At 49.3% G+C, this 14,914-nt stretch carries 11 protein-coding genes; 1 reads left to right on the forward strand and 10 read right to left on the reverse strand.

Translation table 11 applies throughout. The annotated features are described in order from the left end of the window. Nucleotides 1-272: 272 nt before the first annotated feature. The 3 genes from BMW65_RS17545 to BMW65_RS17555 all read right to left on the reverse strand — a co-directional run bounded on the left by BMW65_RS17545 (nucleotide 273) and on the right by BMW65_RS17555 (nucleotide 2,163). The gene (locus BMW65_RS17545) at nucleotides 273-497 is read right to left on the reverse strand and encodes a hypothetical protein (RefSeq protein ID WP_090607362.1); all 225 of its coding nucleotides are present in this window, start codon (nucleotides 495-497) and stop codon (nucleotides 273-275) included. Nucleotides 498-855: 358 nt separating this feature from the next. Continuing rightward, nucleotides 856-1,710 (reverse strand): SDR family oxidoreductase, encoded by an 855-nt coding sequence (locus BMW65_RS17550; RefSeq protein ID WP_090607364.1) that lies wholly within the window; start codon nucleotides 1,708-1,710, stop codon nucleotides 856-858. A 42-nt stretch (nucleotides 1,711-1,752) separates the two neighbouring features. Next, nucleotides 1,753-2,163, reverse strand: coding sequence for an Rrf2 family transcriptional regulator (locus BMW65_RS17555; protein WP_090607365.1), 411 nt, complete (start codon nucleotides 2,161-2,163; stop codon nucleotides 1,753-1,755). A 145-nt stretch (nucleotides 2,164-2,308) separates the two neighbouring features. Between BMW65_RS17555 and BMW65_RS17560 the strand changes: the two genes are divergently transcribed. Further along, nucleotides 2,309-3,346: a hypothetical protein gene (locus tag BMW65_RS17560; protein WP_090607367.1), complete on the forward strand. Its 1,038-nt coding sequence runs from the start codon at nucleotides 2,309-2,311 to the stop codon at nucleotides 3,344-3,346. Here the strand turns inward: BMW65_RS17560 and BMW65_RS17565 are convergent. The 7 genes from BMW65_RS17565 to BMW65_RS17595 form a co-directional block, all read right to left on the reverse strand. Continuing rightward, the gene (locus BMW65_RS17565) at nucleotides 3,320-4,198 is read right to left on the reverse strand and encodes a sugar phosphate isomerase/epimerase family protein (RefSeq protein WP_090607368.1); all 879 of its coding nucleotides are present in this window, start codon (nucleotides 4,196-4,198) and stop codon (nucleotides 3,320-3,322) included. The two genes, BMW65_RS17560 and BMW65_RS17565, sit on opposite strands and share 27 nt — an antisense overlap. 2 nt (nucleotides 4,199-4,200) lie before the next feature. Further along, nucleotides 4,201-5,418 (reverse strand): MFS transporter, encoded by a 1,218-nt coding sequence (locus tag BMW65_RS17570; RefSeq protein ID WP_090607370.1) that lies wholly within the window; start codon nucleotides 5,416-5,418, stop codon nucleotides 4,201-4,203. Between the two features lie 8 nt (nucleotides 5,419-5,426). Beyond that, nucleotides 5,427-7,634: an outer membrane protein assembly factor BamB family protein gene (locus tag BMW65_RS17575; protein ID WP_090607371.1), complete on the reverse strand. Its 2,208-nt coding sequence runs from the start codon at nucleotides 7,632-7,634 to the stop codon at nucleotides 5,427-5,429. Between the two features lies 1 nt (nucleotide 7,635). After that, complete coding sequence (locus BMW65_RS17580) at nucleotides 7,636-9,420, reverse strand: RagB/SusD family nutrient uptake outer membrane protein (protein ID WP_090607373.1); 1,785 nt, start codon at nucleotides 9,418-9,420, stop codon at nucleotides 7,636-7,638. 23 nt (nucleotides 9,421-9,443) lie between these two features. Further along, on the reverse strand, nucleotides 9,444-13,031 hold the full coding sequence (locus tag BMW65_RS17585) for a SusC/RagA family TonB-linked outer membrane protein (RefSeq protein WP_177181194.1): 3,588 nt from the start codon (nucleotides 13,029-13,031) through the stop codon (nucleotides 9,444-9,446). A gap of 183 nt (nucleotides 13,032-13,214) precedes the next feature. Further along, nucleotides 13,215-14,252 carry a FecR family protein gene (locus BMW65_RS17590; RefSeq protein ID WP_090607375.1) on the reverse strand — a complete coding sequence of 346 codons (1,038 nt, stop codon included), beginning with the start codon at nucleotides 14,250-14,252 and terminating at the stop codon, nucleotides 13,215-13,217. Nucleotides 14,253-14,261: 9 nt separating this feature from the next. Then, entirely contained in the window at nucleotides 14,262-14,867 is a 606-nt protein-coding gene (locus BMW65_RS17595) for a DJ-1/PfpI family protein (RefSeq protein WP_090607377.1), read from the reverse strand. Between the last annotated feature and the right edge of the window lie 47 nt (nucleotides 14,868-14,914).

Genomic DNA, 14,914 nt, shown 5'->3' on the forward strand with positions numbered 1-14,914 from the left:
GAGTCTTTAAGCTCGTAGAGGAAATTCTTTTATATCTCTCTTTAGTACAGAGAGTGGTTTGTTTTGTGTTTTTAATTTATAGAGGAAATATACGTAAAGCGAGTGTGATTTACAATTTTTGATCTGGTCATCTAAATTTTGTGCTGGGCTGATTAGCGAACGAGAGGCTGGCCACTTGGAGTAGGCTGCTCAAGAATGTGATCCATCCCGGCAAGCACCAATACTTTGGCATCGCTGTCTATTTTGAATGTCTTGTTGTAAAGATTGTCTGCCTATCCCATTTCGCGCTCTTTGGTGTTGTCTGTGTTTTCATAGGACACCAATTTAAACCCCAGTTCAAGGGCTTTTCGTGCCAGTTTCGCATAGTTTTGTTCCTGGATGTAGAAGCCCGAATTTAAGTCTATTTGCTTCGTTTCGTTTACGGTTTCCTCTTGCTGGGGGGCTGAGAAAAGCATGGTAAAACCGAAGACCACGCAGGCAAATCGATGATGTTTCATATCGCGTACGCTTAATGTGATGTTTGTTTGTCTTACAAATCTGTATACAAAACTAATAATTTAGTTTTTAAGTGTCGAATAAAAATCGAATGAACCCTGCATGAATTGCCATTCACAGAAGGATATGAGTAATTCATGCAAGCTTCATGGCCTTTAAAAAGCAAATTATTCTGATGAAAAACAGTACACAATAGAAAAAGCCCCGAAACGGGGAGAATCGGGGCTTTTCAAACTAACCAATTATAAACCTAAATTATGAAAAGACAATTTTTACTAACTAATTATTAAACGTATACGGTGCCGTTTTGTTATAGGGCGAAATGTTAATATTTGTTAAATGCCGTATATACGCGTGAGCCTATGCAGACACTGATATGGTTTTCCTTACATACGCTGCCAGTGGCGTAGTTGGGCGGTTAATCAACCGGGAGAGCGTGTGGCTGTCGTCGAACAGATCGCCATTAGCAGTGCTCACGTCCCAACCGGCAATGGCATGGGCTAACCCGCCGGGCAAACCAAGCGATTTCAAGGCTTCGACGTACTCGCCTTCCGGAAGGTTATTGTAGTGGATATCTTTTCCCGTCTGCCGGGATACTTCAGCTGCGAGATCCGCCAGCGTGTAGGCTTCGTCGCCTGCCAGTTCGTACACGTTGCCCTGGTGGTCTTCGCTGGTCAATACCACAGCAGCGGCCTCGGCATAGTCGGCACGAGTAGCGGAAGCGATTTTACCGACACCGGCACTGCCGATGAAGGAGCCATTAGCGATTGCTCCGGCGATTGAACCGGCATAGTTTTCGGTATACCACCCGTTGCGTAGTATCGTGTAGGGAATACCCGATGTTTTCAGTGCTTCTTCGGTCGCTAAGTGCTCTGCCGCCAAACTCAGTGTAGAGGTGTCGGCGCGTAGTACGCTGGTGTACACGATCCAGGTAACACCGGTCTGCTGTGCAGCTTGGATAACATGCTCATGCTGTGTTTTGCGCTGGCCGATCTCATTGGAAGATATCAATAGCAAGTGTTCTACTCCTTGCAGTGCATCGACAAGTGACGCAGGCTCATTGTAGTCGAACGCGCGGGCTTCAATACCCAAGTCAGCCGCTTTCTCGGGGCTTCGCACTAATGCTACGAGGTCTGTGGCTGTCCTTGCTTTCAATTGTTCTACGACCAGACGACCCAGTTGTCCCGTCGCACCTGTTATTCCTATTTTTGCCATACTTATTGTAATAATTTTTGTTACATTTATATTCAAAAAAAATCAACGGAATTGCCTGACGAATTCATCCAACGTGATCCCTTGGAGGTAAGCCGAAACCAATCCGTCTGTTTTTGCGAAAAGCCCGCCTAATTCGCTATTGATCTGTTTTCCAATCGGACAGTTTGGATTGGTATGGAGGTTTTTCTTGCCCAGTACGTCGGCATTTTTTACCAGGGCATAGACATCAGCCAATGAAATTTCCGCACTGTTTTTTTGTAGCATGGAACCGCCTTCTTTGCCTTTGCGGGTGACGACCAACCCCCGTTCTTGCAGTAAACCCAATTCTTTCCTTACCATCACTGGATTGATGTTGATGCTGCTTGCAATCCAATCGGAGCTCAACCATTCGCCTTCATTATCGGCCAGCATGGCCAAAATGTGTACTACCGTCGCAAACCGGGTGTTGTTCATATCATTGCAAAGCTACGTATTGTTTTTAATCGTAACAACTTTTATTACAATTAAAATGTAAGTTGCTGTTTTCTGACGCTTCTACCGATGATTTGCGTATTTTCGCCTACGTAAATAATCGTATTTGTCATTTTGGTAGCTCGTTGTGAAAACCTTTTTTAAAGTTGTTTTGTACCTGATTGCAGGCGTGCTGGGCATCGCCCTGCTCGTTGTAGCTTATTTTTTTATCAGCAATAATGCCTTTATCGGTTCCGTTGATGACGAGTTTGTTCGCTACCTCGACCAGCATGAAATGCCGATTTCCGGCACCTTTGATGACGAATCGACCGTATATTTATTTGGAGAAAACCACGGCTTTGCAGGCAATCAGCTGGCAGATGAACAGCTATTCTTGTCGCTTAACAAACAATATGGTATTCGGTATTACTTGGCGGAGGTGGATAGTGCCACTGCTGGGCTATTGAATCGGTTTTTGGCGGCGCCGGAGCAGGATACGCTATTGCTTAAAAATTTTGTCAACGCTTATAGAACACGAATCCCACAGCAGGCAAGCCGTGAGCTTTATGACAAATGGAGCCGGCTTCATCAGTTCAACCAGCAACTGGACGACTCGCTGAAAATATCCGTATTGGGGATAGACAAGGACATCGATGACACGGTGTCTGGCATACCGCGGGATTCGGCCATGATGGTCAATTTTGTAAACATCTTGGCAGCAAAAGGGTTGCAGCGTGAAAAGTTCTATGGGTTTTTCGGTTTCTTCCATGTACTGCAATCCGACCCCGTGGGTATGGAGCGCCCCTTCGCCCAGCGGTTGAAGGCAGCTAACTACCCCGTATGCAGCATTGCTGGATTTGCACTGGACAGCGATATGTACTTGCCAAAAGGTTTGGGTATGCCCACGCCGGATAATGAGCGCGTCGGGATCGCCAATTCGGACGGACCGCTTATACTGGTCAAAGGAATCAAAGACTTAAAGGCTGCTTCCCTGCCTAATAGTACCACACTGTTTAAGCTGAACGCTAACGGATCGCCGTACCTTGCATCTCAGAAATTGATCAGCATTAAAATAATCAAGGTAGGAGCCGACTTCATGCCTAAATCTGAACATGAAACCACCACGGACTATTTCCAATATGCGTTGCTGCTGAGGAATTCAGCGGCTTTGCAGGGATTGGAGTAGGGTGGACCGAAGATAGGCTACGCTTTCCCGGATGGCGGGTACGCTGTCAAACGCGGGATCGTTACGCCGGTATTCGTATTCCACAGCAATCACTCCCCGGAAAGATTGCCGCTGCATTTCGTGGATTACGGCTTTCAGGTTTGCTTTGCCCTGCCCCCACCACACATCATGTGCATCGGGGTCACCGGTAGCGTTCAGATCTTTCATATGTATTGATATCAGCCTGCCCTCCAATAATTTGAGACTTTCGAGTGGGCTTAGTCCTGAACGCATCCAGTGGCCGATGTCGGCACAAGCGCCGATGGCTTGATTGTGGTCAATAACCGTTGAGCGTACGGTTTCTGGATTCCAGTAAGGGCTCGGAATGGCGTGGTTATGTATGGCTACCTTTATTCCATATTCCGCTGTCAATTCATCCAATAAAGGCATAGACTCCACTTTGGGTTCCGAGACAATGGTTTCGATTCCCATATCCTTGGCGAAATCAAACAACTGGGACCATTCTTCACGGGTAGCAGGATTTACCACGCCGTAGGCTATTAGTTTTATGCCTTTGTCCTCAAGCATTTGCTTGACCTGTCGGCGTGTCTGCGCATCCATTCGGAAATCAGTAGCACCCGGTATCCCACCACCAATTTGCTGCTGTGGGAATGCCTCGACGTATCGCAAACCACAAGCGATCACCTTGTCCAATGTTTCGGCAAAGGTAAGCGGTCGATACGTCGAGGCCTGCATCGCCAGTTTCCAGCCGATCGTTTCTTCGGGATAGTTGTTTTCGGCAGGTTGTGCGTATCCCTGTAATCCGGTAAATAAGCTGATAAACAAGGTTATTGATAAGTTGAACGTTTTCATAATTATGATTTAGTTGGAAGATTTGTTGTTTTTTGGGTTTTAAAAAGAAAGAGGAATAAGACGAGCACCAAACCTGCGATCAGCGAAGGTACCATCCAAATGGTTTCCCAATGGTGGAATCCATCCTCCGTGACATTGGCATCTACGATAAAACCGGCCAATACGGATCCCAGCATCATCCCCACGCCGTAAGTTGCCAATGTAATCAGCCCTTGGGCTGCATTTTTGAATTGGTCGCCCGCCTTGTTATTGGTGTAGATTTGCCCGGTTACAAAAAAGAAATCAAAACAAATGCCATGGATGAGGATACCTGCAATCAACGGCCATTCACTCCCCGACAGGTACCCTAATCGAAATAACGCGTAACGTATGGCCCAGCCCAGCATGCCGAGCCCCAACATGTATTTGACACCCAGACGTACGAAAAAGAAGGGCATCAGTAGCATGAACAGCAATTCGGACACTTGGCCCATTGCTTGGATTCCAGCCGCCGATTTGACACCGATTTCATTGAAAAATGGATTGGTGAAACTGTAATAGAATGCTAACGGAATGCATAGTGCGATGGAAGCTAAAAAGAAAACCAGGTAAGAGCGGTCTTTGAGTAATCGGAGGGCATCCAACCCAAGCGTATCACCCAATGATACTTGCCCCCCTCTTTTTAGCGGCGGCGTGGCGGGTAGAAAAAATGTCATAACGGCCATGCCTCCGGAAGCAAGAGCCGCCATTTTAAAGGTATTGGGTAACTGTCCGCTTTGTTCCCATGCCGTATAGCCGATAATGAGTCCCGCGACGACCCATCCCAAAGTTCCAAAAACGCGTATTGGCGGAAACTCTTTGTCCGGATTGTTCATTTGCCGGAAGGAAATGGTATTGATCAATGCCATCGTCGGCATATAGACCATCATGTATAACAGGATAATGATGTAAAAATTGCCGAATACGTCCGTCGATCCAGCACACCAAAGCAAAATGCCTCCAATGATATGCAGGATGCACAACAGCCGTTGTGCGGCGATATAGCGATCGGCAAGCAGGCCAATCAAAAAAGGAGGAAGGATGGCACCGATGGATTGGGCCATGAAGGTCAATCCGACCTGCGTACCCGACGCTTGTAGGTTCTTGATTAAAAATGTTCCCACCGTGACGAACCATGACCCCTTGATAAAAAATTGGAGGAACATCATCAATGACAATTTGATACGGATTGTTGTATTCATGTTGCGTATTATAAGTGACGAGGTAAAGCAAAGCATATATACGTATCGCCAGACGGCAATCCTACTTTCCCGCCTCCACAGGCGATGACCACGTACTGGCGGCCATTTACGGAATAGGAGGCGGGCGTAGCAAATCCGGCTGCGGGCAGATCATGCTGCCAAAGCACGTTTCCGGTGCGTTTGTCAAATGCGCGGATTTTGCGATCTTGTGTAGCGGCGATAAATACGATTCCCCCTTTTGTGACAAGCGGGCCACCGTAATTTTCGGTTCCGGTAGGCGGAATACCTCTTGCCGTGAGTTCTGGATGTTCGCCCAACGTTACCTTCCAAAGCACCTCGCCCTTGTTGAGATCGATAGCGTTGAGCGTTCCCCACGGCGGTTTGATACCCGGATAACCGTTTTGATCAAGGAAACGGACTAGGCCTGTGCTGACATAGGGCGTTTGCGGGGCTGTCGAAGGCTGCGGCGGCGGCGATTCCCGATCGGAGGCCTTTTGAGATGTGCTCGTATCCATGTTGGCTGCCTGATCTGGGGCGAGGAGGTATTTGACCAGTGCTCGTTTTTCTCCTTCATTGAGGTGTTTAAAGGCCGGCATCATGTTGCGCCCATTGTCAATCACTTGATGGATTTCCGGCTCTTTCAGCCTACGGCCAATCCCTTTGAGTGTAGGGAAGGAGGGATCCGGACTCACTAAGGACGCCCCGTGGCAGGTCGCACAATTCGTCAGGTATACCGAACGCCCTACTTCGGGAACGGTGCCGTTGCCGTTATTGGCGCCGACGGGTATTTCCGCCATCACCTGACTCCAAGGCAGTTCCGAGCTGTTGACATACATGATCTGGCTTTCGAGATCTATCGCTGCGCCACCCCACTCGCCACCGCCATCGAATCCCGGAAATACCCACGTACCTTCCATGCTGGGTGGCGAAAATTTTGCGCGATGCTTGATTTTTAGGTACCGTTCCATTAAGTACGCGTGGGTTTCAGGGGTGAGGTCACTCACATCCTCGGGCTCGAATTGCTGCCGGGCAAAAGGTTCTGGCTTTACTGGAATCGGCTGCGTGGGCCAAGGTTTTTCGCCGGGCAACCCGTCGGTAGGCACCGGTACTTCGTTGATGGGAAAAAGGGGCTTACCACTTACACGGTCGAAAACGAAGACATATCCGTGTTTGGTAATTTGGGTGATGGCATCTACTTCTTTGCCTCCAATTTTTAAGGTAACCAGATTGGGATTGGCCGGTAGATCGCGGTCCCAGAGGTCGTGATGGACAAATTGGTAGTGCCAGATATACTGCCCGGTATTGGCATCCAGTGCGATTAAGGAATTGCCAAACCAGTTCATGCCTTTCCGGTTGGCACCATAGTACTCGATGCTTGGGGAAGCGGTAGGAATATAAACGATCCCTCGCTTTTCATCCAGCGCCATGCCTGCCCAACTGTTTACCTTACCGAAAGTTTTCCATGCATCGGGGTTTTCCCAAGTATCGTAGCCCAGTTCCCCGGGGTGCGGTATGGTGTGGAAAATCCATTTTCGTTCGCCTGTTCGTACATCATATGCCCGGATGTGGCCGGGCGCATCGCTCACCCGCGTTCCCAGAATCATTAAGTCTTTGTAAATCACTCCTGGCGTCGTACTGGCCAAAAATGCATTTTCCAAACCTTCTCGGTCAAGGTTTTCCCGTAGATTTATTTTACCATCTTTCCCGAAGGATTGGATGAGTTGGCCGTTGTTTGCGTTCACTGCATAGACATATGGACCGCTCCCATAAAAAATTCGTTTATCAGCCTGTGTACTATCTTCCCAATACATCACGCCTCGGATAACTTGGTAAAACGACCGTTCTGCTTCGGCTGTATCCACACGTTCGGGATCGAACATCCATTTCAATGTACCATTAGCGGCATCGAGTGCAAATAGTTTTGATTTTGGGCTCAACCCGTATAGTACGCCATCCACTACAATGGGGTTGCACTGGATCTGGCTCCGGTTCCTCGGATCCTTATCCGCTGTGCTGAATGTCCACGCTACCTCCAACTGGGCCACGTTTTCCACCGTAATTTGGTCGCCGGCCGAATAGCGGTTACCGTCTTTAGCGCCTGCGTAAGCTTCCCACTCCAGGTAATCATGGCCGGGTTTCAAAATGGATGGCCCTTGGCAGCATGCCATGAGTACGGCAGCTGCCAGGGACCAAACGAAAGAGGGATAGCGACTCATATCAATAACCGGGGTTTTGCTTCAATGTAGGCACCCCATCTACCATACTGTTGTCGATGACGGTCTGAGGAATGGGTAGGATCATGTCCGGCATCCGCGAGTATACCGCCCCTTGGATGATGGAGCGCTTCGGGGCTTCGTGTCGTATATACTCATTCAATAATTCTTCATCAAGCCCGAATCGGATGAGGTCGAAGAAGCGGTGGCCACCTTCCAACCCCAATTCGAGATTCCGTTCGAAAAGGATGGTTCGCAATGCCACCTCTTGATTGGCAAAGGCTGGATGGCCCGCAGGATACAGCCCGATTTTATAGTTGGCCGCTGACCCCGTTCCGTCGATACGTTGTACCCAATGGTCGGGGCTTCCCGAATTCTGTGCCATACGGGTGCGAATCTGATTGACGTATTCCCGGGCTTTCTCCAGGCTTCCTACACGCGCTTCCATCTCCGCAGCGTATAAAATAATATCGGCATAGCGGATAATATTGACGTTAAGGGCATTATATGCTTGTCCCGGCATCACGTAAATGCCGTCCTGATCGTTGCGGATATGACCCTTTTTTTGGATGTAAGGACCGGATTCGATGGGGGTGTATACCCAATCGGCACCGGGGTTGATACCGAAGTCAAGGAAAGGGATTCCCCGACGGCCTACGCTCCAATCCAGTCTGGGATCGAGCGGGGCCGTTTCTGGTTCGAAGGGATCTGACGATCGCAATCCGTCGTCGTTTTTTACGCTGTTGGGATTGGTATCGTACATGTCGAGGTAGGGGAGGCCGTTGTCGTCTACACGGAAATGGTCTACAAACCATTGCGAGGGCGTATAGAATCCTGATCCACGGCCCCATCCCGGCGATTGTGGATTTTTACCAGAGGCACCGCGGATTTCCTGGTTGCCGTTGTCAATGCTGTTCGTGCCGTCGTTTGCTGAATGTTGTACGGCAAAGACACTCTCCGGGCCGTTTTCCCGGGTGACGTCGAAGTTGTAGTGAAAATTTTCTTCCAACTGGTATTTTTGGCCGCTGGCGGTGATGCCGTTGGCCATCACGTCATTCAACACCTGTAAGGCTTCGTCGAAGCCTGTGGGGAGGTCTCCCTCACTTCCTCTGTAAATCAGTATTTTTGCGTAATACGCTTCGGCAGCCCACTTATTCGGCCTGCCCAGGTCACGTTGGGTCTGGGGCAGGTTTTTCCGTGCAAAGTCAAAATCCGCTTGGATTTGAGGCCAGGTATTGACATAATTGCCGGATTCGTCGGTATTGGGTACGCGGAATTCGTTGATGGATTCGATCCATGGAATATGCTTATACCATCGTTTCAGCAGGAAATAATAATGTCCGCGGAGAAAGCGTGCTTCCGCTTCAATCTGAGCGGTTTCCTCAGGTGTTAGCTCAGCGACTTGTGGAAGCAAATTCAATACCGTATTGCAAAGGAAAACAGCATTATACAGGTACCTGAAATTGACCCCTGAACTGTTGGTGTTCACTTCGTAGCGTACCATGAAGTTCATCCAGGCCTGATCGGTCAGCGTCGATCCCTTGTGGGCGTTGCCACCCATCATTTCGGCCATGGCCATACCGGGCGTGGCCATGCCATAGGCCGCCCAATCCCGCGTCCCGTTGAGTTGCGAATACGCTCCGATAAGTGCTTGTTGGATGCCACTGCGGGTAGCGACGTTGGTCACACTGAATGAACCTACCGGCTTCTGTGAGAGAAATTCATCTTGGCACGATGTAACCGAAATCGTCAGTACACCCAAGAATGTATATATTGTTGATCGTTTCATTTCTTTTGTGTTTACGTTGTCTATTAAAGATTCACCGATAGTCCGAAGATGAATTGCTTCGGGGTAGGGACATAGTTGTTGACCACGCCCATGGAGGTGTCGCCGCCGCTGGCCTGTGCGTATCCGGGATCCATCAGCGTAGATTTGCTGATGGTCAGTAAGTTTTGTCCCTGCACATAAATTCTGAAATTCTCCATGCCGATGCGGCTACTCCACGCCTTCGGCAGCGTATAGCCGAGTTGTACCGTTTTCATCCGAAGGTAAGACGCATCTTCGAGGAAGTAATCCGTGATGTTGGAAGACGAATAGCTGTCATTGAGGTCGAGCTTGGGAAGTTTGGCACGATCCCCGAGTTCGGGTGTCCACGATTCATAAAGCATGCGTGTGCTCCGATTGGTGGTGAAGGTATGGAAATCGATGACGTAGCGGGTATAGTTGAAAACCGTTCCACCCTGATTCCAGAAAAAGAAGCAATTGAAGTCAAAGTTTTTATAAGCCAACGAAAGATTCAGACTGGTCTGGAAATCGGGATGCGGGCTACCCAGTATGGTCCGATCGTTGCCATCAACGCGTTTATCACCATTGATGTCCTTGATGCGCCACCTGCCGACTTCAGGCGTCAGCCAGGTCGAGTATTCGGCGGCATAAGCCTCAGCCTCTTCTTGCGTATTGAAAAAACCGTCAATCTGATAGCCGTAGAAGCTGGAGATGGGATAGCCTGCCTGTGTCAATACCGCGTTGCCTATACGTGTGCTGCCGCCAGCCAACACAGCCAAGGGATTGTCCAGTACACGGATAACGTCGTTCCGATACATGGAGAAAATCAACGATGCGGTGTATTGGAAATTGCCGGGCCTGCTGCGTTTGGTAATTCCAAGGTCGATGCCTTTATTGGTCAGTTCACCTACATTGACCGACGGTTGGGTGATGCTTGGTCCGGTAAAAGGGGCCTGATTTACGGCCAGGAGATCGGTCGTTCTACGCACGTACCAGTCGAAGTTGATGTCCAATGTCGAGCGCAGCAACGTCGCATCAAACCCAAGGTTGAGCGTCGCACTTTTTTCCCAACGCGTGTCCGGGTTGCCAATTCGTGAGGGAACCAAGCCCACTATGCGCGAGCCATTATCACCAGATATGCCATATGAATTCGGATCGGATGTCACGTACACATCATATTGATTGTTGTTGTCCAGGCCATTCTGGTTGCCGATGACGCCCCAACTGGCCCTTAGTTTCAGGTCATCAAGCCAAGTGGCGTCTGCCATGAACGATTCAGAACTTATCCGCCAGCCCACCGCTGCGGAGGGGAAATAGCCGGTGCGGTAGTTCCTGCCGAATTTGGAAGATTGATCCCGGCGGAGCGTGCCGTTAATGAAATAACGATCCTTGAATGTATAGTCTAAACGACCGAAGAGCGAAAACAGTGAACTGCGGGAAAACGATCCCGAATTCGTCTGTGCACCCGTACCTGCCGAGATGACCAGGAAGTCTTCGTCATCGTCGATTTCAAGGTTCAACCGGGTGGCGGATAAACTGTTGCCGAATGTGTTGATGGCTTCCGAGCCTACCAATGCCTTAAACGTGTGGTCACCCCAAGATTTATTGTAGTTTGCCGTATTTGTCCAAGTCCAGGTATTATCCGTATTCCTGCTTTCCATCAGGGAATTCGGTGGATTGGTATTCTGCGCGTGCTCATAGGTCACTTGGGTTAGGTCTAGCGTCCTTGAGTTGGCATAATCGACGCCGAAAGAGGTGTAGAGCGAAAGGCCGTCTAAAATTTCGGCTTCTGCAAATACATTGCCCAGTATGCCAATCCGATTCGACTTGTCGAAACGGTTGCGCCACGGCTGGGTGACGGGGTTGGTGCTGAATTCGGGTTCGCCTCCTGTACTTGGCGCGGCATTGCCGGCAGGGTTGCCAAACTCATCCCATACGGGCACCAGTGGATGCATGGTCATGACGGTCGATGCCCAGATGCTCGATGCGTCGTTGGTCCGGTAGGCAAGTTGTACATTTTCACCTACACGCACCCGTTTCCCCAAATTGAATTGGGTATTGGCCCGCAGCGTATACCGGTCAAATTTGTTGTATTCCGAAGCGGTGTTACCCTCATTAAAGTAGTTTAGGCCAATGGCATAATTACCCGCTTCGCCGCCACCACTCAACCCGACTTGATAGGTCTGTATCGCTGCGGGTTTAAATACTTCTTCGGCCCAGTTGGTGTTTGCCGAACGGACAATTTGGTGCGTGGCAAAGTCGTAGCTATCCGGATTTACCAATGCGGCAAATAATGCCTGTTGGCTGGCATTTCCATGCTTGAGGGCTTCAAGCTCCGCACCGCCGATACGGGCACCATTGTTTACAACCATGATGTATTCCGGGATGACAGGCTCAGGGCCATTGCCGTACTGTGGATGCCCCCAATCGGGATCACCGACTTGCCGGCCTGCACCGATCATGGATTTCCAGTACAGCTCGCCGTTTTCCTGGGCATTTAATACATCCGGAAAATCGCTTTTCGAAATGAAATTGACACCATAATAGGAGTTGAAGCTCAATTTCGTTTTTCCGGGTTTCCCGTTTTTGGTGGTGATGATGATGACACCATTTGCTGCACGGGCACCGTAGATGGCCGCCGATGCGGCATCTTTGAGCACCTGCATGGATTCGATGTCGTTGGCATTGAGGTTGTCTACGCCGCTTTGTGATGCCGGCACGCCGTCTATGATATATAACGGGTCTGATCCGCCGAAGGAGCCAAAACCTCGTATCCGTACCTTGCCGCCACTTCCGGGCGACCCGCTTGAGCTTACCGTCACACCTGCTGCATTGCCCTGTAGCTGCGTTTTCACATTGCCCGAGGGGATGGATAGCAGGTTTTCGGTGTCAACGATGGATACCGAACCGATGATGTCTTTCTTTTGCTCTTTGGAGTAGCCCGTTACAACCACTTCGGTGAGTGCTGTTACTTCAGGTTCCATACGAATAATGAGATTGCCGGAGGCTGGTATCGCTACTTGCTGGCTCACGTATCCGATAAACGAAACGGTGAGCAGGCCGCTCCGTTCGGCCAGTGACAGCACGAATGAACCATTTGTCGCCGTTTTTGTGGTGACACCACTTTCAGCATGAAGGATGCTCACACCTTCCAATGGTAGGCCATTTTCGTCTGTGATTGTGCCATTAATCGTTTGTTGCATAGGCCCAATTGGTCTCCCATCGCGGGCAAGAGCCTTATTGTCACCGGCCGACTTACCTTTCGTAACCTGTTTTTTCATAATGATGATGTGTTGTCCATTTGTCCGCTCAAATCGTAGCCCGGCAGGGTCCAGCAGTTCCCCGAGAAGTTGATGGAGTGGGACGGTGCGCATCTTCGTTTCGTCAAAAGCCACCTTGATGTTTTCCAGCAAATCGTTGTCATAGTTGAAATTGACGCCGAATTGAGTTTCCAGTTTAGTCAGTACACCGATAAGGGCTTGGCTGTCTATCGTGGTAGCCGTTCGGTGCTGCCTACCGGAGATCGATGCCATGGATTGTCCTTTGGCATCGTTACTGGGCGCGGCCGATGCGATAAAGACGGCCAGCCAAAAGATACAAGTAGTTCTTTGCATAGTGCTACACATTTAGATTTACATTAGTTAAGTTTACATTCAACATTCAATCTGTTGCTTTGTAATTAATTGGTAATTAATTGGTTATTTTCATTTTATTTTGTGATTAAGCAGCAAAATCATCCCTTACGACCACATGGCGGTCGTTTGGCCAATTACTGCCAAACCGTTGGTTATTTCGATCTAATTGGTATTTCCTATCGTCACGTGTTGGTCCTGCTCCTGGACATTGACACCAAAGGCCTTGCCAATGGAGCGCAACAGTAGTGAGATTTCATTAGCAGCGCAGGAGCCCGTAAAATGTTTTCCTGCGAGTGTTGGGTCGTCAAAGACGACACGGTATCCATAATTATCTTCTAATATACGCGCCACTTCCTGTAAAGGCGTTTTTTTGAAGATGAGTCTGTGATCCCTGAATGAGCCATATCGGCTGGGTTCCTCCACCTGTTCTTTATGCCACGCGCTCTTTTGCGCATCCCATACAATCAATTCCCCGGGCTGCATGTACACCGCATCGTGATCTACTTCATTGAATGCTGCTGTATTGCTCACCTTTACCTTACCTTCTTCCAGCACGACCTGTTTCTTCATCGGTCGGTTAGTCATCGTAAATTTGGTGCCCAGTACTTCTACACCCATTTCATCGGCTGTCTGAATGAGGAATCGCTGGTGGTCTGGGGTATGTATGACGCTGAAATGGGCTTCACCTACCAGGCTTACTACACGGGTGGCTGCGTCAAAATCTTTTTCTTGGTAGTTCAATGTCGAATTTCCATTGAGCACCACACGCGAACCGTCCGGCAGGGCGATAGATTTCACTTCGCCATAAGCCGTAGTAAAGGATACGGTAGTCGTCTGATTGGCTAGCCAATAAATACCTATCGAAATCGCCATGATGACACCTGCCCAAAGCGCCGCTATTCGGCTCCAGCGTCTGATTGTTGATTGTCGTGTTTTTGGCAGCGTGATTACCGTCGTTTCTTGTGTACGGTGCTGAATGGTGCTCCACATCAAATCGATCTTCGAATCGGACAGTTCCTCGCCCAAGCCCTGAAACGCTGCCAATAGTTGCTTCGCTTTATGGATTTCTCCCTGTTGATCCGGGTGCTGGCTTGCCCAGTTTTCCCAAAAATGGGCATGTTCTCCCTCGGGATGCAAGCACCATTCTTGGAAGGATTCGTCTTTTATAAAATCGATTGCTTGATATTTCGAATAGTCCATAACACGAAATTAGCGGAAGTTTTGCGTGTAATTGCGTAGTAGATGCATAAATTGCGGCAAGCATTCGGCATAATCATGCCATGTCCGGGTGGTTACGAGGTTGCCATCTACCGCGACCGGTTGATTGACGTAGGTTGCTCCTCCCTGTTTTGCGTCCAACGCGCATTTGGCTACAGTGGTCACGGTGCGGCCATGGATCACACCGGCTGCACTGACGATTTCAATGCCGTGGCACACGACGCCGACGGGTTTATTTTGCTCAAAGAAATGCCTGACAATTCGAATGAGATCCGTGTCGTATCGGATGTATTCCGGCGCCCGTCCGCCAGAAATGAAAATCCCGTCATACGCTTCCGGGTCTACGTCTTTAAATGCCACGGTGGCCTCGATATGATATCCGGGACGTTCCTCAGTAATGTCCCACTTTACGTCCTTTCGTTTCGGAATTTCGTGTAGCACCATGGCATAAGTGCGCGCTTCGGGCCCGGCTACAACGGTTTCATAATTTTCCTCACCTATTCGGAAATACGGATACAGTGTATCCACGGTCTCCGAAGCATCACCGATAGGCATCAGCACTTTCCCTACCCAATTCGCTTTCTTTGCAGTTGTCATAACCTGATTAAATTGGTTCTTTTATCTACATAAGGGAGGAATACAGA

The sequence above is a fragment of the Parapedobacter koreensis genome (genome assembly GCF_900109365.1).
In the GTDB taxonomy this organism is placed as follows: Bacteria; Bacteroidota; Bacteroidia; order Sphingobacteriales; family Sphingobacteriaceae; genus Parapedobacter; species Parapedobacter koreensis.